We start from the raw sequence: 17,758 nt of genomic DNA, 5'->3' as shown, positions 1-17,758 counted from the left end.
GTGAAGCTCCTTTACTTTCTTTTTATGCCGGCTTTTTTGGGTTGGCCGGTTTTTGGTTTAGAACTCGTTCACACATCGCAAACGTTTGCAAAAGGCCAAATTGGCGAATTTAGGCAAAGCGCTTGCGTGAGGGGGGTAGACAGTCCCCCTCAGCGTTGCGGCTAATCGGTTGGGTTAATCGATACTGACACCCGAGAACACGTTGCGGCCGAAAGGGCTCACCTTGAACCCTTCAACCCGTGTGCTTAACGGCTGGTTGACCGTCGAGTGGGCGACAGGCGTGATCGGCACTTGCTGTTTAAGCAACTGCTGAGCCTGTTTATAGAGCACGGTGCGCTGGTCGCGATCGGTGACGACCTTGGCTTCCTTGATCAGCTTGTCGTAAGCCGGATCGCACCACATGGAGTAGTTGTTGCCGCCAATGGCGTCGCAGCTGTACAGCGTGCCGAGCCAGTTGTCCGGGTCACCGTTGTCGCCGGTCCAGCCGATCAGGCTGATGTCATGCTCACCATTCTTGGTGCGCTTGATGTACTCGCCCCATTCATAGCTGACGATTTTCACTTTCAGACCGATCTTGGCCCAGTCGGCCTGAAGCATTTCGGCCATCAGCTTGGCGTTCGGGTTGTACGGACGTTGAACCGGCATTGCCCACAGCGTGATCTCGGTGCCTTCCTTCACGCCGGCAGCCTTGAGCAGTTCTTTGGCTTTTTCCGGGTTGAAGGCGGCGTCCTTGATGGTGTCGTCGTAGGACCATTGTGTCGGTGGCATGGCGTTGACGGCCAGTTGGCCGGCGCCTTGATAAACAGCGTTGAGAATCCCTTGTTTATTCACCGCCATGTCCAGCGCCTGACGCACTTCGAGCTGGTCGAACGGTTTGTGGCGCACGTTATAGGCGATGTAGCCGAGGTTGAAACCTGGCTTGGAGATCAGTTGCAGCTTCGGGTCGGCCTTCAGTGCTTCAACATCGGCCGGGCGCGGATGCAGGGTGATCTGGCATTCGCCGGCCTTGAGTTTTTGCACGCGCACCGAGGCGTCGGTGTTGATCGCGAAGATCAGGTTTTTCAGTTTTACCCGGCTCGGGTCCCAGTACTGCGGGTTGCCGGTGTAACGGATGTTCGAATCTTTCTGATAGCTCTTGAACACGAACGGCCCGGTGCCGATCGGCTTCTGGTTGATGTCGCTCGGCTTGCCTTCGGCCATCAGCTTGTCGGCGTATTCGGCGGACAGGATGGCGGCGAAACTCATGGCGATGTTCTGGATGAACGCGGCGTCGACGCTGTTGAGCGTGAACTCCACGGTCAGCGGCCCGGTCTTCTCGACCTTGGCAATGTTCTTGTTCAGGCTCATCCCGTTGAAATACGGGAACTCGGTCGGATAAGCCTTACGGAATGGCTGTTGCGCATCAAGCATGCGATTAAACGTAAACAGCACGTCGTCGGCGTTGAAATCGCGGGTTGGCTTGAAGTACGGCGTTGTATGAAATTTCACGCCTTCACGCAGGTGAAAGGTGTACTTGAGGCCGTCCTCGGAAATATCCCACTGGGTGGCCAGGCCCGGTACGACATTCGTCGCGCCTTTTTCGAACTCTACCAAGCGGTTGTACAGCGGCTCTGCAGCGTCGTTATCGGTGGCCGTCGTGTATTGCGCAGTATCAAAACCTGCCGGGCTGCCTTCGGAGCAAAACACCAGACTATCGCTGGCGGCGTGGCTGGCGGACGTGGCGGCCAACAGGCCGGCGCCCAGCAGTGCGGAAAAAACCAAGGTATGGCGCATGACGCTCCCTCTTTATTAGTGTTGTTTCGATACGCCGCGGTCCCGTCCAGGGACGTTGTGGCTGCATCAAGCTCAAACCAGTACGAACAGCAAAACCGTTAGCCCACACAGGCACTGGTCAGAACCCGACGGTAGGGACCGTGGATCTGGCAGTAAATGCGTTGAGTCCTAAAGACTCGTAGGAAATGGCAACACATTCTGTATCTCCCTGGTAAAGCAGGGTGGAAACAGATGTAGGCAAATTCCTAACTAATCGGCAGAAAAAGCAGCGGCGACGCTGAAATCGTCGCCGCTGCCTTTTTTTACTTGCTGACGCTGACGCCGTAGAAGGAGTTCAAGCCGAATGGGCTGATCTTGAAGTCCTGCACGTTGGCGCGCATGGGTTGATACACCGTCGAGTGAGCGATAGGTGTCATTGGGACTGCATCTTTGAGGACGTGTTGCGCCTGTTTGTACAGTTCGGTGCGCTTGCCCTGGTCTGTAGTGCGCTTGGCTTCTTTGACGAGGCCATCAAATTTCTTGTCGCACCACTTGGAGAAGTTGTTGCCGCTAAGCGAGTCGCAACCAAACAACACGTTCAGCCAGTTGTCCGGATCACCATTGTCACCGCTCCAGCCAATGATCATGGCCTGGTTCTCACCACCTTTGGAACGCTTGATGTACTCGCCCCATTCGTAGCTGGTGATCTTCACTTTCAAGCCGATCTTGGCCCAGTCGGACTGGAGCATTTCAGCCATCAGCTTGGCGTTCGGGTTGTACGGACGCTGAACCGGCATCGCCCACAGGACGATTTCGGTACCTTCCTTGACGCCGGCTTCCTTGAGCAGCTGCTTGGCTTTCTCAGGATCGTACTTGGCGTCCTTGATGGTGGTGTCGTAAGACCACTGGGTCGGCGGCATGGCGTTGACGGCCAGTTGGCCCGCGCCCTGATAAACCGAATCGATGATCTGCGGCTTGTTGACGGCCATGTCGAGGGCCTGACGAACGCGCAGGTCAGCCAGAGGGTTTTTCTCGTCGCTGCCTTTGACCTTGTCCATCACGTTGTAAGCGATGTAGCCCAGGTTGAAACCGGCCTGGTCAGGCATCTTCAGCGACTTGTCTTCTTTCAGCGCTTTCAGGTCGGCTGGACGTGGGAACAGGGTGACCTGGCACTCGTTCTTTTTCAGCTTCTGAATACGTACCGAAGGGTCGGTGGTGATGGCGAAGATCAGGTTGTCGATCTTCACGTCATCAGGCTTCCAGTAGTCCTTGTTCCCGGTGAAACGGATGTTGGAGTCTTTCTGGTAGCTCTTGAACACGAACGGGCCAGTGCCGACCGGTTTCTGGTTGATGTCGGCAGGCTTGCCATCCTTGAGCAGCTGGGCTGCGTACTCGGCGGACTGCACCGAGGCGAAGCTCATGGCCATGTTCTGGATGAACGCGGCATCAACTTCCTTGAGGGTGAACTTGACGGTGTGGTCGTCGACTTTATCGATCTTGGTGATGTTGGTGTCCATCCCCATGTCGGTGAAGTACGGGAATTCGGTCGGGTACGCCTTACGGAACGGGTCATCCTTGTTAATCATGCGATTAAAGGTGAACAGCACGTCGTCGGCGTTGAACTCACGGGTCGGCTTGAAGTACGGGGTGGTGTGGAACTTGACGCCTTCACGCAGGTGGAAGGTGTAAGTCAGGCCATCTTCGGAGATGTCCCACTTGGTCGCCAGACCAGGAATCACGGCGGTGCCGCCGCGCTCGAACTGGGTCAGGCGGTTGAACATGGTTTCGGCAGAGGCGTCGAAGTCTGTTCCGGTGGTGTACTGGCCTGGATCAAAACCGGCCGGGCTCCCTTCGGAGCAGAACACCAGGTTAGTCGCAGCGGATGCGAAAGGTGCGGAGGCTAACAAGCCTGCGCCGACTAAAAACGGAATGACCGCGTGTTTAAGCATGTTGGCCTCATGATTTGTTGTCATTTTTTGATTTGAGGTACGACCTCGTGAGTCGTGCCTGCGGATACTTATGCAGGCGCCATACCCAATGCAAGATCCAGAGCGGTCGGCGGCCTCAAACGGTGGCACGAACGTACCTTAATGTCGCATCTGTGTAACTTCTGACGCATTTGACCGTTTGCGGGTGGTTTTTACGGTGCAAATCAAGCCCCAAAACGGTGCGTTGGTCACGTTGTGCGCGCCGCCTTGGGGCCTGGTGTTACTTATTTATACCCACGCCATAGAAAGGGGTTAGACCGAACGGGCTGATACGGAAGTCTGTGACTTCCTTGCGCAGCGGCTGGAACACCGTGGAGTTGGCAATCGGGGTAATCGGCACTTGTTGTTTAAGGATCAGTTGCGCCTGTTGATACAGTTGTACCCGTTGTGTTTTGTCGGTGGACACCTTGGCCTGCTGTACCAGTTTGTCGTAGGCCGGGTCGCACCATTTGGCGTAGTTGCTGCCCTTGACTGCCGCGCAGCTGTACAGCACGCCGAGCCAGTTGTCAGGGTCGCCGTTGTCACCGGTCCAGCCATAAATCATCGCGTCATGTTCGCCATTTTTGGCGCGTTTGATGTATTCGCCCCACTCATAGCTGACGATGTTGGCCTTGATGCCGATCTTGTCCCAATCCTGCTGAATCATCTGCGCCGACATCCGCGCATTCGGGTTCGAGGCGCGCTGCACGGTCATTGCCCAGAGGTTGATGGTTGTACCCGGTGCAACCCCTGCTTCTTTCAGTAGCGCCTTGGCTTTTACCGGGTCATGCGGCGCGTCTTTTATGTTCGGGTCGAATGACCATTGCGCGGGTGGCAAGGCGTTCTGGGCCAACTGGCCGGCGCTTTGATAAACGGCTTTGATGATCGCCGGTTTATCGATGGCCATGTCCAGGGCCTGGCGCACCTTGAGCTGATCCAGCGGCGGGTGAGTGGTGTTGTAGGCGAGGAAACCGAGGTTGAAACCGGCCTGTTTCAGCACGCGCAGGTTCGGGTCTTTTTCCATCACTTCAATGTCGGCCGGGCGCGGGTAACCGCTGACCTGGCATTCGCCGGTCTTGAGTTTCTGCAGGCGTACGGCGGCGTCCGGGGTGATCGAGAAGATCAGGTTGTCGATCTTCACATCCTCGGGTTTCCAGTAGGCCGTGTTAGCGCTGTAGCGGATTTGTGAATCCTTTTGATAGCGCTTGAACACGAACGGGCCGGTGCCGATCGGTTTCTGGTTGAGGTCTGCGGCCCTGCCTTCCTTCAACAACTGCGCGGCGTATTCGGCCGATTGCACCGAGGCGAAACTCATGGCGAGGTTTTGCACGAACGCGGCGTCGACGTTGTTGAGGTTGAAGCGCACGGTTTGCTCGTCGAGTTTTTCGACCGATTTGATCGTGGTGTTCAGACCCATGTCGGTGAAGTACGGGGATTCGGCGGGGTAGGCCTTGCGGAAAGCGTTTTGCGGGTCGAGCAGGCGCTGGAAGGTGAACAGGACGTCGTCGGCGTTGAAGTCGCGGGTTGGGGTGAAGTATTGCGTGGTGTGGAATTTCACGCCCTGGCGCAGGTGGAAGGTGTATTGGAGTCCGTCGTTGGAGACGTCCCATTTTGTTGCCAGGCCCGGTTCGATGTCGGTGCCGCCGCGCTGGAATTGGGTGAGGCGATTGAAGACGGTTTCGGCGGAGGCGTCGAAGTCGGTGCCGCTGGTGTATTGGCTGGGGTCGAAGCCTGCGGGGCTGGCTTCGGAGCAGTAGACCAATGTTGTGGCTGCGTTTGCCAGGGGGGCGGTTGTGGCCAGGGCCAGGGAGATCAAGAGCGGTTTGAGGGTGGATCTTGGCATGGAGTCCCCGGGGGTATGGAGGTGGTTTTGGGTTGAGATTAGCGGGGAATTGTGGGGTTTCGGAAATATCGTTTTTCTTGGGGGAGTGTCTATCTCGGTATATGTGGCGGCTTTTGTTGTGGGTATATCCGTTGCTGCGGTCATGGCGGCTTAGGGTTCCGCCCTTACGGCGGGTCACTTTTTCCAGGCGCCGAAAAAGTAACCAAAAAGGCTTGCTCCTGCGTGCGGCCCGCTCGCTGGGGCTCGGGGTTCCTTCGCTCCAGGATCGATCCGGGCGCAGCGTCTCCGGTTTGCTTCGCTGCACCTCCTTTCGCTGTGTTTGGCTTCGCCAAACGGTCGCTGCGCTCCCACCCCCGGATCAATCCCTCCGCTCAGCCTTCCGACGTCGCCCGTGGATCAAGATCAAAAGCTGCAGCCGAGCTAACGCTCATCCTGTTGAGTGGGGCGGACTTCGCCGCGTGCGGGTTGTACCTGTTTCCTCTGTAGGAGCTGCCGCAGGCTGCGATCTTTTGATCTGGCTTTTGCTTTCTGTGGGAGCTGTCTTGCCAGCGATGGCGGCCTGACAGCCGACCAGTTTCTGGCAGGTGTACTCGGTTGAAACTGTGGGAGCGGGCTTGCTCGCGAAGAGGCCCACACAGTCACCCGATTACTTTGCTGTGTTTAGAGGTGTTTGAAATAACCAGAACCTTCCCACAAGGTTTTCAGGTTGTCCGTCGGACGTGCGATCTCTAGGCTTGGGTTGTCGCAGAAGACTCTGCGATCGGGAGGTGAGATTCCCGGTTATTGAATTTGGAAACCTGCGAAAGCCGCTCCATAATCGCCGCCAGTTCATGCTGTCGGCAGTTCTTTATGGCGGCTATGTACGGGCGGACTTCGGTTCGGCCGGGTTGGTTTCCTTACCGGTAATCTCACTCCGTACATAGTTGCCACCTCGTTTCTCGAGTGAGATCGGAAATGAATGGCGTCATTCGTAAGGAAATGCTCCATGGATAAATTGATCCCCGACCCACCCCTCGAAACCCCGCTCGAAGCATCCCTCCGCGCCGAAGACCTCGCCCGAAACCGCGAAGCCATCAAACGCGCCCTCGATTTCTACCTCATCCCCGAAACCAGAAAACCGCGCCAACCCAGCACGATGTTCATGGTTTGCCCCAACGTCGACACCGAAAGCCTGCTCGCCCATGCCTGTGAATCACTGGCCTCTGCCAGCGCCGCAGCCAGCAACTTTGCCAACGAGTTGGGCGGCACGCAGCGCAATACGGTGCTCGGTATTCAGCAGATCATCATGCTGGCCGAACTGGCGGTGAGCCGGGCGCTGGATCGGGTTGATCCGCAAGCTTGAGACCGCGTTATCGTTCATCGCTGGCAAGCCAGCTCCCACAGGTTTTTGTGCTGATTTTGAAATCGACGCATGACCTTGTGGGAGCTGGCTTGCCAGCGATGGCGGCGGAGCATTCACCACAAAATCCGGGCACAAAAAAACCGGCGATCATTCGCTGATCGCCGGTTTGTCATTCAGCCCACATCACATCACTGCATCAGCACTTCAATCGAGCCATCAGCGGTCATGCTGACCTGACTGGTGCCGGCCTCAACCTCAGGCGTCACCGGTGCTGAATCCATGCCGGCGGCTTTCATCATCATCGGCGCGCGCATGTACGGTTGTGGGTAGCCGTTAGCGTTGAGGTTCAGGTTGACGATTTTGTAGCCCTTGCCGCCGAGGGCGTCGGTGGCCAGTTGCGCACGGGCCTTGAAGGCGGTGACGGCCTCTTTGAGCAGCGCGTCTTCGCTGGCTTTGCGGGTCGGGTCGGCGATGGCGAAGTCCATGCCACCCATTTTCAGGTCGCCCAGCAGTTCGCCGGTGAGTTTGGACAGGGCGGCGAAGTCGGCGCTTTCCAGGCGCAGTTCGGCGCGTTCACGCCAGCCGGTGATTTTCTGGCCTTTGGTGTCGTAGATCGGGTAGCTGTTGCGGCTGCCCTGGCGCAGGGTGATGTCTTTGACTTGCTTGGCCTGGGCCAGCGCCTTGTTCATGGTGGTGCTGACGTCGGCGGCGAGTTTGGCCGGGTCGGTGTTTTGCTCTTCGGTGTAGAGGGTCACGATCATCAGGTCGCGGGCAACTTCCTGGCTGACTTCGGCGCGCAGGGAAATCTGGTTGTAGTGCAACTCATCGGCGGCCAGGGCTGGAAGGCTGGCGACGCTGCCGACGGTCAGGGCGAGGAGGGCGGCGCTGCGGCGAAATGTATGCATGAAAGCTCCTTGATGAGGGCGCAGGTGTTGGTTCGGGCCTGCGTGAAACCATCAGACTCCAGAAAGCAGCTTCAAGTTGCAAGCCTCAAGCTGCCAAGCCAAACGCTTTCACTTGTAGCTTGCAGCTCGAAACTGGCAGCTTATTCGGTGTGGTCGTTTGCCGCACTTTCGCCTCTGGAGGCCGCGGCTTGGTTATACTCCGTGCGATCCGCCTGGAGCGCTCATCAGGAGAGCTCATGCTCGCCCCCGTACAATTGACTTCCGCCACTCGCCAGAACCTCTGGCGGCTGACTTTCATCCGCACGCTGGTGCTCGCCGCGCAGGCAGGTTCCGTAGGTCTGGCCTATTGGCTGGAGCTGTTGCCGTTGCCGTGGGTGCAACTGGCGATGACCCTCGGCTGCTCGATATTGCTGTGCGCGTTCACCGCGGTGCGCTTGCGTACTTCATGGCCGGTGACCGAGCTGGAATACGCCCTGCAACTGGCCTGTGATCTGGTTATCCACAGCGCGCTGCTGTATTTCTCCGGCGGTTCCACGAACCCGTTCGTTTCCTATTATCTGGTGCCGCTGACCATTGCTGCGGTGACGCTGCCATGGCGCTATTCGGTGATCCTGTCCGGCATCGCGCTGGCCTTGTACACCGTGATGCTGACGCGGTTCTACCCGCTGGAAACCCTGCCGGTCGCCCGCGAAAACCTGCAGATCTACGGCATGTGGCTCAGCTTCGCCCTCGCGGCGGCAGTGATCACTTTCTTCGCTGCGCGCATGGCTGAAGAGTTGCGTCGTCAGGAAGAGCTGCGTGCGATTCGTCGCGAAGAAGGCCTGCGCGATCAGCAATTGCTCGCCGTCGCCACGCAAGCTGCCGGTGCCGCCCATGAACTGGGCACGCCGCTGGCGACCATGAGCGTGTTGCTCAAGGAGATGCAGCAGGATCATCCCGACCCGCTGCTGCAGGACGACCTGAAAGTGCTGCAGGATCAGGTCAAGTTGTGCAAGGAGACCTTGCAGCAACTGGTGCGCGCCGCCGAAGCGAATCGTCGTCTGGCGGTGGAGATGCAGGACGTCACCGTCTGGCTCGACGAAGCGCTGAACCGCTGGCACCTGATGCGTCCGGAAGCCAGTTATCGCTTCCACTGTCTCGGTCAGGGCACGGTGCCGCGCATGGCGCCGCCGCCGGATCTGACCCAGGCCCTGTTGAATCTGCTCAACAACGCTGCCGATGCCTGCCCGGAAAACCTCAAAGTGACGCTGGACTGGGACACGGAAAACCTGACCATCAGCATTCGCGATCACGGCGCCGGTGTGCCACTGGCCATCGCCGAGCAGATCGGCAAACCATTTTTTACCACGAAGGGCAAAGGTTTCGGCCTGGGCCTGTTTTTGAGCAAGGCCAGCGTGACACGCGCCGGCGGCTCAGTGAAACTCTATAGTCATGAGGAAGGCGGCACGCTCACCGAGCTGCGCCTGCCCCACGGCGCCCGAGGAGACCAACATGAGTGACGAAATCCAAGTCGAAGGCGAAGAACTGCCGCATTTGCTGCTGGTCGACGATGACGCGACCTTCACCCGAGTGATGGCCCGTGCCATGGCCCGCCGCGGCTTTCGCGTCAGCACTGCAGGTTCTGCCGAAGAGGGCATTACCATCGCGCAGGCCGATATCCCTGACTACGCCGCGCTCGACCTGAAAATGGACGGCGATTCCGGTCTGGTGCTGCTGCCCAAGCTGCTGGAACTGGACCCGGAAATGCGCGTGGTGATCCTTACCGGTTATTCGAGCATTGCCACCGCTGTCGAGGCGATCAAGCGCGGCGCCTGCAACTACCTGTGCAAACCGGCCGATGCCGACGATGTTCTGGCCGCGCTGCTCTCCGAGCACGCCGACCTCGACAGCCTGGTGCCGGAAAACCCGATGTCGGTCGACCGCCTGCAGTGGGAACACATCCAGCGCGTGCTCACCGAGCACGAAGGCAACATCTCCGCCACTGCCCGCGCATTGGGCATGCACCGCCGCACCCTGCAGCGCAAACTGCAGAAGCGCCCGGTTCGTCGCTGAACCAGCGCTGAACGACCATCGCCAGCCCTCGCGATGAAACGCGCCGATCATCTATGATCGGTGCGTGTCTGTTCTTATCTATATTGAGCCTTATCCATGAATCAGAACGCTGAATACTCCGCGGTCAACGATGCTGTGCGCGGGCAGTTTTTTCGCAAAGTATGGGCGATCATCACGCCTTATTGGCGCAGTGAAGAGAAGGTCCAGGCCTGGACGCTGCTGATTGCGGTAATAGTGCTCTCGCTGCTCAGCGTGGGCATCTCGGTGTGGTTTAACACCTGGTACAAGGACTTTTACAACGCGTTGCAAAAGAAGGACGAGGCGGCGTTCTGGCAGCTGATTCTGTATTTCTGTGCGATAGCGGCGGTCGCGATTGTCGGAGCGGTGTACCGGCTTTACTTGACCCAGATGCTGACGATTCGCTGGCGGGCCTGGCTCACTGAAAAGCATTTCTCCCGTTGGCTCGCCGACAAGAACTACTACCAGTTGGAGCAGGGCGGTTATACCGATAACCCGGACCAGCGAATTTCCGAAGACCTCAATAACTTCACCTCCAACACCCTTGAACTGGGTATCGGGCTGCTGCGCAATATTGTCAGCCTGGTGTCGTTCTCGATCATTTTGTGGGGCGTGTCGGGCAGCATCGAAGTCTTTGGCATCACTATTCCCGGCTATATGTTCTGGTGCGTGCTGGTTTACGCCGTGGTCGGTAGCTGGCTGACGCATTTGATCGGTCGTCGTTTGATCGGCCTGAACAACCAGCAACAACGCTTCGAAGCCGACCTGCGCTTTTCCATGGTGCGGATTCGCGAGAACGCCGAAAGCATTGCGTTGTACAACGGCGAACCGAACGAAAATCGTCGGTTGAGCGCTCGCTTCGGGAATGTCTGGCACAACTTCTGGGACATCATGAAAGTGTCCAAGCGCCTGACCTTCTTCACCGCCGGTTACAGCCAGGCGGCGATTATCTTCCCGTTCATCGTGGCCTCACCGCGTTACCTCTCCGGCAAGATCGAACTCGGTGAGCTGATGCAGATCAGCTCGGCATTCGGCAACGTTCAGGAGAGCTTCAGCTGGTTCATCAGTGCGTACCAGAGCCTCGCTTCCTGGCGCGCCACCTGTGATCGTCTGCTGAGTTTCCGTCAAGCCATGACCGACAATGAACAACGTGCGCCGGCCATTGATGTGCAGAATCAGGGCAGTGAATTGAAAGTCCACAACCTGGGGCTCGATCTGGCCGACGGTCGTCACTTGCTGACCAACGCCGACATGACCGTTGAACCGGGTGATCGCGTGATGCTCAGCGGCCGTTCCGGCAGCGGCAAGTCGACGTTGTTGCGGGCGATGGGGCACTTGTGGCCAGCTGGGCACGGCAGCATTCGGCTGCCGGCGGCGCGTTATCTGTTCCTGCCACAAAAACCGTACCTGCCGATCGGCACCCTGCGCGAGGCCTTGAGTTATCCACAGGCGGGTGACACCTATTCAGCAGAACGTTACGCGCAAGTGCTGGAAACCTGCCGCTTGCCGCATCTGGTCGCCCGTCTGGATGAAGCCAACCACTGGCAGCGGATGCTCTCGCCCGGTGAACAGCAGCGCCTGGCCTTCGCCCGCGCGATGCTTTATGCACCGCACTGGCTGTACATGGATGAAGCGACTTCGGCGATGGACGAGGAAGACGAAGCCACGCTGTACCAGGCACTGATCGATCAGTTGCCGGGTTTGAGCATTGTCAGTGTCGGTCACCGCAGCAGCCTCAAGCGGTTCCACCCACGGCATGTGCGAATCGACAGCGGCCACTTGGTTGAGCAAACAGTAACTGCTTGATCGCCACACAATCCCTGTGGGAACTCGCTTGCCAGCGATGAGGGCCGAGCAGTCAGTGTAGAGCGGACTGATCTGACGCCATCGCTGGCAAGCCAGCTCCCACAGGGGACAAATATGAAGGAAAGTGATCGTACAACCCGGTTGAGCTATGATGCGCTCAAGCCGAACTTTCGAGACAAGATGCAACCATGGAAAACCTGATCGACACCCCGCGCTTCCCACGCAAGCGCCGCAGCCTGGCTCAGGAATTGGTGACGGTGCTCAGCGAGCAAATCCGTGACGGCCTGCTCAAGCGTGGCGATAAATTGCCTACCGAGTCGGCGATCATGGAAGCCCATGGCGTCAGCCGCACCGTGGTGCGCGAGGCGATTTCCCGGTTGCAGGCCGCAGGCCAGGTAGAAACCCGCCATGGCATCGGCACTTTTGTGCTCGACACACCGAGCCCGAGTGGTTTCCGGATCGATCCGGCCACCGTCGTCACCCTGCGTGACGTGTTGGCCATTCTTGAATTACGCATCAGCCTTGAGGTGGAATCCGCCGGGCTTGCCGCGCAACGTCGCAGCCCCGAGCAACTGGCGACGATGCGCGCTGCGCTCGATGCGCTGAACGACAGCGTTTCCCACGCCAGTGACGCCGTCGCCTCCGACTTCGCTTTCCATCTGGAAATCGCCCTTTCCACAGGCAACCGCTATTTCACCGACATCATGACCCACCTGGGCACCAGTATCATTCCGCGCACGCGGCTGAATTCCGCGCGTCTGGCCCATGATGATCAGCAGCATTACATGAGTCGCTTGAGTCGTGAGCACGAAGAAATCTACGAAGCCATTGCCCGTCAGGATTCCGATGCAGCGCGTGCGGCCATGCGTCTGCACCTGACCAACAGCCGCGAAAGACTGCGCCAGGCCCACGAAGAGGCGCAAGCGCAGGGGTGATGGATGGTTATTTTTCGAGCCGGATCTTCGTAGCTGGGGACTCCCCTAGATCCTGTTTCCCTCTCTTCACGGAGTATTGAAGGTTAGCACCGGCCCCTGGTTGCATATTTTTTGTAAAAATGTCTGCGGGAATATCGAATACCATTACCGACGGTGCTGATTCCGCGCTTTTTGTTTCACTCCAATTGTTACCGGTAGTCGTCCATACCTTAAAAGTGATCTTGTCTTCTAAACTGGCTGATGAAATCACCACTTGCCCGTGGGCATATTCTTTGAGTTGGTCGACGTAAAGTACGCCTTCTACGGCCTCTTTGAGAAAAGGAGCTTCCAGCGCTTTTTCTTGTGCAGTCATGATCAAATCCCTTTTTCTGTGAATTCAAACCCTTGAATGAGCGCATTGAATGCATTGCGCCCTGGAGCCGGTTCGTTCGCTCCATGGCAATTAGGGCAGGGATCAAACGTGGCTCGCACCTGTAAGAAATACCAGTTCCGACGAACGGTGGTCGCTTTGAAACGGGGCTCCGGACCTTCAAACGCGTCCTGAATCAGGGCTCGATTTGTAACGTCAGCGGCTCAGAGAAAGGCTCAATGCTGGACTCGTCCAGAAACTTGTAGCGCAGTTCAATTTCCCTGTGCAGGTACGGTATTAGCGCTTCTTTCGGAATGTGCAGTTCGATACCCGTCAGCTTTTCCATCTCGTCCTCGGCGTCTTCCCAGGTGCCAGTGTTGACTTCTTCGCTCGCCCATTCGGGCTCCTCGGGGTCATCGCCCAGAATCGCGTAGACGCTCCAATTCGCCGCAAAATCGCTGGAATCGGGCACTTGCACGATCAGTTCGTCGCTTAATGCCGACAGGTTCACGGTTGCCGTTTCAGGCGAATGAGGCAGAAACTGCGGGAGTTCGGGTGGGGCAAAATCCATCGGGGGCGCTCTCCATGCGAGGTGTGCCGTGATCCATTCACGGCGGGTTTGCACGGTACGAGAATCCCGCCTGTCTCGTTTTAAACCGTCTATTTCCATTTATTGCAAAGCTGCGGCGCGCCTTCGAAAACAATTTTGTCCGACAAAAAAGCCCTCGCAACGATGAAATCCAGTTGACGGTTATTTTTTAAGTTGTACGATGACCTACAACCTCGGCGAATAGCTGAACGATCCAATCACAAAAAACGTTGCTACCAGGGTGTTCGAATAATGAATCCACAAGAACTGAAGTCCATCCTCTCTGCCGGCCTGCTGTCTTTCCCGGTGACCGATTTCAACGCGCAGGGCGATTTCAACCGCGCGGGCTATATCAAACGTCTGGAATGGCTGGCCCCGTATGGCGCTTCGGCCCTGTTCGCCGCCGGTGGCACCGGTGAGTTCTTCTCCCTGGCCGCCAGCGAATACTCGGAAATCATCAAGACTGCCGTCGACACCTGCGAAACCAGCGTGCCGATTCTGGCGGGCGTGGGCGGTTCGACTCGTCAAGCCATCGAATACGCACAGGAAGCCGAGCGTCTGGGCGCCAAAGGTCTGTTGCTGCTGCCGCATTACCTGACCGAAGCCAGCCAGGACGGTGTCGCCGCTCACGTTGAAGCCGTGTGCAAATCGGTGAAGATCGGCGTGGTGGTTTACAACCGTAACGTTTGCCGCCTGACTGCACCGCTGCTGGAACGTCTGGCCGAGCGCTGCCCGAACCTGATCGGTTACAAGGATGGCCTGGGTGATATCGAGTTGATGGTGTCGATTCGTCGCCGCCTCGGTGATCGCTTCAGCTATCTGGGGGGCTTGCCGACCGCCGAAGTCTACGCCGCCGCCTACAAGGCGCTGGGCGTGCCGGTTTACTCCTCGGCGGTGTTCAACTTCATTCCGAAAACCGCGATGGATTTCTACCACGCCATTGCCCGCGAAGATCACGCCACTGTCGGCAAGATCATCGACGACTTCTTCCTGCCATACCTCGACATCCGTAACCGCAAGGCCGGTTATGCCGTGAGCATCGTCAAGGCAGGCGCAAAAATCGCCGGCTATGACGCGGGCCCGGTGCGGGCTCCGCTGACCGATCTGACTGGCGAAGAGTACGAAATGCTCGCCGCGCTGATCGACAAGCAAGGTGCGCAATAACACCCGACAAAACCAAGGCCGCTGAGCAATCAGCGGCCTTTTGCGTGAGGAGCGATTTCAGTGACTGATTCAAAACGCTACGACAACTACATCAACGGTGAATGGGTCGCCGGTTCCGATTACTCGGCCAACATCAACCCGTCCGAGCTGAGCGACACCATTGGCGACTACGCCAAGGCAGATCTGGCTCAGGTCAACGCTGCCATCGATGCTGCGCGCGCAGCGTTCCCGGCCTGGTCGACTTCAGGTATTCAGGCTCGTCACGATTCGCTGGATAAGGTCGGCTCGGAAATCCTCGCTCGTCGCGAAGAACTCGGTACGTTGCTGGCCCGGGAGGAGGGCAAGACCCTGCCCGAAGCCATCGGCGAAGTGACCCGCGCCGGTAACATCTTCAAGTTCTTCGCGGGGGAATGCCTGCGGTTGTCCGGCGATTACGTGCCGTCGGTGCGCCCGGGCGTCAACGTCGAAGTCACTCGCGAAGCACTGGGCGTGGTCGGTCTGATCACCCCGTGGAATTTCCCGATCGCCATCCCGGCATGGAAAATCGCTCCGGCCCTGGCCTACGGCAACTGCGTGGTGTTGAAACCTGCGGATCTGGTACCGGGCTGCGCTTGGGCGCTGGCCGAAATCATCTCCCGCGCAGGCTTCCCGGCCGGCGTGTTCAACCTGGTGATGGGCAGCGGCCGTGTGGTCGGCGAAGCATTGGTCAACAGCCCTAAAGTCGATGGCATCAGCTTCACGGGTTCTGTCGGTGTTGGCCGTCAGATCGCGGTCAACTGTGTGTCGCGCCAGGCCAAGGTCCAGCTGGAAATGGGCGGCAAGAACCCGCAGATCATTCTCGACGACGCCGACCTCAAACAAGCGGTCGAGTTGTCGGTGCAAAGCGCGTTCTACTCCACCGGCCAACGTTGCACGGCGTCAAGTCGTTTGATCGTCACCGCCGGGATTCACGACAAATTCGTCGAAGCCATGGCCGAACGCATGAAGTCGATCAAGGTCGGCCACGCGCTGAAATCCGGCACCGATATCGGTCCGGTGGTTTCGCAGGCACAGCTTGAACAGGACATGAAATACATCGACATCGGCCAGTCCGAGGGGGCGCGTCTGGTCAGCGGCGGCGGTCTGGTGACCTGCGACACCGAGGGTTACTTCCTCGCGCCAACGCTGTTTGCCGACAGCGAAGCATCGATGCGCATCAGCCGCGAAGAGATTTTCGGCCCGGTGGCCAACATCGTCCGCGTCGCCGATTACGAGGCTGCGCTGGCCATGGCCAACGACACCGAGTTCGGCCTGTCGGCCGGTATCGCTACCACGTCGCTGAAGTACGCCAACCACTTCAAACGTCATTCCCAGGCCGGGATGGTGATGGTCAACCTGCCGACTGCCGGCGTGGATTACCACGTTCCGTTCGGTGGCCGTAAGGGTTCGTCCTATGGATCACGTGAGCAAGGTCGCTATGCGCAGGAGTTCTACACGGTCGTGAAAACCAGCTACATCGGCTCCTGATCCAGCAATACCTGTGGGAGCTGGCTTGCCAGCGATAGCATCATCGCGGAGTGACTGATACACCACGTCGCCTGCATCGCTGGCAAGCCAGCTCCCACAAAAGCCAGACCAAAGAAGATTCACCCGCGCATAAAAATAATCAGTGGGAGTACATCTACATGCAACCGACTCAAAAGCCGACGCACGTCCGCTATTTGATCCTGCTCATGCTGTTTCTGGTGACAACGATCAACTATGCCGACCGCGCGACCATTGCCATCGCCGGTTCCAGCCTGCAAAAAGACCTCGGCATCGACGCGGTCACCCTCGGCTATATCTTCTCCGCATTCGGTTGGGCCTACGTGGCCGGGCAAATTCCCGGCGGCTGGCTGCTCGATCGCTTCGGCTCGAAAAAAGTCTATGCCCTGAGCATTTTCACCTGGTCGCTGTTCACCGTGCTGCAAGGCTTTGTCGGTGAGTTCGGCATGTCCACGGCGATTGTTGCGCTGTTCATGCTGCGCTTTCTGGTGGGCCTGGCCGAGGCGCCGTCCTTCCCCGGCAACGCGCGCATCGTCGCGGCCTGGTTCCCGACCGCTGAACGCGGCACCGCTTCGGCGATCTTCAACTCGGCGCAATATTTCGCCACTGTGTTGTTCGCACCGCTGATGGGCTGGATCGTCTACAGCTTCGGCTGGGAACACGTGTTCATCGTCATGGGTATCCTCGGCATCGTCTTCTCGCTGATCTGGCTGAAGGTTATCCACAGCCCGCGCGAACACCCGAGCATCAACGATGCCGAGTTCAAGCACATCGCTGATAACGGCGGCATGGTCGACATGGACCAGCGCGGCAAAAAATCCGATGGCCCGAAATGGGACTACATCCGCCAGTTGCTGACCAACCGCATGATGCTCGGCGTGTATCTGGGCCAGTACTGCATCAACGGCATCACCTACTTCTTCCTGACCTGGTTCCCGGTTTATCTGGTGCAGGAACGCGGCATGACCATCCTCAAGGCGGGTTTCATCGCTTCGTTGCCGGCGATCTGCGGCTTTATCGGTGGTGTCCTCGGCGGGGTGATTTCCGATTACCTGCTGCGCAAGGGGCACTCGCTGACCTTCGCCCGCAAGGCACCGATCATCGCTGGCCTGCTGGTTTCCAGCAGCATCGTCGCCTGCAACTATGTTGATGTTGAGTGGATGGTCGTGGGCTTCATGGCGCTGGCATTTTTCGGCAAAGGCGTTGGCGCACTGGGTTGGGCAGTGGTTTCCGACACGTCGCCAAAACAGATCGCCGGTCTGAGCGGTGGCCTGTTCAACACTTTCGGCAACATCGCTTCGATCACCACGCCGATCGTGATTGGCTACATCATCAGCTCCACCGGTTCGTTCAAATGGGCGCTGGTGTTCGTGGGTGCCAACGCACTGGTGGCAGTGTTCAGCTATCTGGTGATCGTCGGCCCGATCAAACGTGTGGTGCTCAAAGAGCCGCCAACCACTGGCGGTGTCGAAGCCAGCGGTAAATTGTCTCAAGCGCATTCCTGAGGAGCGG

The 17,758-nt window shown here is 58.2% G+C and carries 14 protein-coding genes; 8 read left to right on the top strand and 6 right to left on the bottom strand.

Annotation, left to right across the window (positions count from 1 at the left end; all coding sequences use genetic code 11):
• Positions 1 to 174: 174 nt before the first annotated feature.
• The 3 genes from AB4P92_RS11030 to AB4P92_RS11020 form a co-directional block, all read right to left on the bottom strand.
• Positions 175 to 1,773, bottom strand: coding sequence for an ABC transporter substrate-binding protein (locus AB4P92_RS11030; RefSeq protein ID WP_150595068.1), 1,599 nt, complete (start codon positions 1,771 to 1,773; stop codon positions 175 to 177).
• Positions 1,774 to 2,075: 302 nt separating this feature from the next.
• Positions 2,076 to 3,701 carry an ABC transporter substrate-binding protein gene (locus tag AB4P92_RS11025; RefSeq protein WP_042557630.1) on the bottom strand — a complete coding sequence of 542 codons (1,626 nt, stop codon included), beginning with the start codon at positions 3,699 to 3,701 and terminating at the stop codon, positions 2,076 to 2,078.
• Between the two features lie 259 nt (positions 3,702 to 3,960).
• Positions 3,961 to 5,562: an ABC transporter substrate-binding protein gene (locus AB4P92_RS11020; RefSeq protein WP_395599361.1), complete on the bottom strand. Its 1,602-nt coding sequence runs from the start codon at positions 5,560 to 5,562 to the stop codon at positions 3,961 to 3,963.
• A gap of 985 nt (positions 5,563 to 6,547) precedes the next feature.
• Between AB4P92_RS11020 and AB4P92_RS11015 the strand changes: the two genes are divergently transcribed.
• Positions 6,548 to 6,904, top strand: a complete 357-nt coding sequence (locus AB4P92_RS11015; protein ID WP_200611202.1) for a DUF6124 family protein — start codon at positions 6,548 to 6,550, stop codon at positions 6,902 to 6,904.
• A gap of 188 nt (positions 6,905 to 7,092) precedes the next feature.
• Here AB4P92_RS11015 and AB4P92_RS11010 read toward each other — a convergent pair whose 3' ends face one another.
• Entirely contained in the window at positions 7,093 to 7,809 is a 717-nt protein-coding gene (locus AB4P92_RS11010) for an SIMPL domain-containing protein (RefSeq protein ID WP_395599360.1), read from the bottom strand.
• Between the two features lie 236 nt (positions 7,810 to 8,045).
• On the opposite strand from AB4P92_RS11010, the gene AB4P92_RS11005 reads away from it, so the two are divergent.
• From AB4P92_RS11005 to AB4P92_RS10990, 4 genes are all read left to right on the top strand, one after another.
• Complete coding sequence (locus AB4P92_RS11005) at positions 8,046 to 9,308, top strand: ATP-binding protein (protein ID WP_042557634.1); 1,263 nt, start codon at positions 8,046 to 8,048, stop codon at positions 9,306 to 9,308.
• Positions 9,301 to 9,861, top strand: coding sequence for a response regulator transcription factor (locus AB4P92_RS11000; protein ID WP_042557635.1), 561 nt, complete (start codon positions 9,301 to 9,303; stop codon positions 9,859 to 9,861). The genes AB4P92_RS11005 and AB4P92_RS11000 overlap by 8 nt, the downstream gene beginning before the upstream one ends.
• A 96-nt stretch (positions 9,862 to 9,957) precedes the next feature.
• Positions 9,958 to 11,685 carry an ABC transporter ATP-binding protein/permease gene (locus tag AB4P92_RS10995; protein WP_395599359.1) on the top strand — a complete coding sequence of 576 codons (1,728 nt, stop codon included), beginning with the start codon at positions 9,958 to 9,960 and terminating at the stop codon, positions 11,683 to 11,685.
• A gap of 188 nt (positions 11,686 to 11,873) precedes the next feature.
• Positions 11,874 to 12,620 (top strand): FadR/GntR family transcriptional regulator, encoded by a 747-nt coding sequence (locus tag AB4P92_RS10990; RefSeq protein ID WP_047299761.1) that lies wholly within the window; start codon positions 11,874 to 11,876, stop codon positions 12,618 to 12,620.
• Between the two features lie 7 nt (positions 12,621 to 12,627).
• Here the strand turns inward: AB4P92_RS10990 and AB4P92_RS10985 are convergent, their stop codons facing one another.
• Together AB4P92_RS10985 and AB4P92_RS10980 are read right to left on the bottom strand one after the other, a co-directional pair.
• Positions 12,628 to 12,972, bottom strand: a complete 345-nt coding sequence (locus tag AB4P92_RS10985) for a hypothetical protein (protein ID WP_395599358.1) — start codon at positions 12,970 to 12,972, stop codon at positions 12,628 to 12,630.
• A 193-nt stretch (positions 12,973 to 13,165) separates the two neighbouring features.
• Positions 13,166 to 13,540 (bottom strand): hypothetical protein, encoded by a 375-nt coding sequence (locus AB4P92_RS10980; RefSeq protein WP_042557639.1) that lies wholly within the window; start codon positions 13,538 to 13,540, stop codon positions 13,166 to 13,168.
• A 270-nt stretch (positions 13,541 to 13,810) separates the two neighbouring features.
• On the opposite strand from AB4P92_RS10980, the gene kdgD reads away from it, so the two are divergent.
• The 3 genes from kdgD to AB4P92_RS10965 are packed head-to-tail and all read left to right on the top strand — an operon-like array spanning position 13,811 to position 17,751.
• A complete protein-coding gene (kdgD, locus tag AB4P92_RS10975; RefSeq protein ID WP_042557640.1) occupies positions 13,811 to 14,722 on the top strand; it encodes a 5-dehydro-4-deoxyglucarate dehydratase in 912 nt (303 codons plus the stop codon).
• 60 nt (positions 14,723 to 14,782) lie between these two features.
• Positions 14,783 to 16,228: an aldehyde dehydrogenase family protein gene (locus tag AB4P92_RS10970; RefSeq protein ID WP_261736762.1), complete on the top strand. Its 1,446-nt coding sequence runs from the start codon at positions 14,783 to 14,785 to the stop codon at positions 16,226 to 16,228.
• Positions 16,229 to 16,278: 50 nt separating this feature from the next.
• Positions 16,279 to 17,751, top strand: a complete 1,473-nt coding sequence (locus tag AB4P92_RS10965) for an MFS transporter (protein WP_155418713.1) — start codon at positions 16,279 to 16,281, stop codon at positions 17,749 to 17,751.
• Positions 17,752 to 17,758: the final 7 nt, after the last annotated feature.

The organism is Pseudomonas sp. A0308 (genome assembly GCF_044218815.1).
In the GTDB taxonomy this organism is placed as follows: domain Bacteria; phylum Pseudomonadota; class Gammaproteobacteria; order Pseudomonadales; family Pseudomonadaceae; genus Aquipseudomonas; species Aquipseudomonas iridis.
This window is presented reverse-complemented; position numbering and strand designations above follow the sequence as displayed.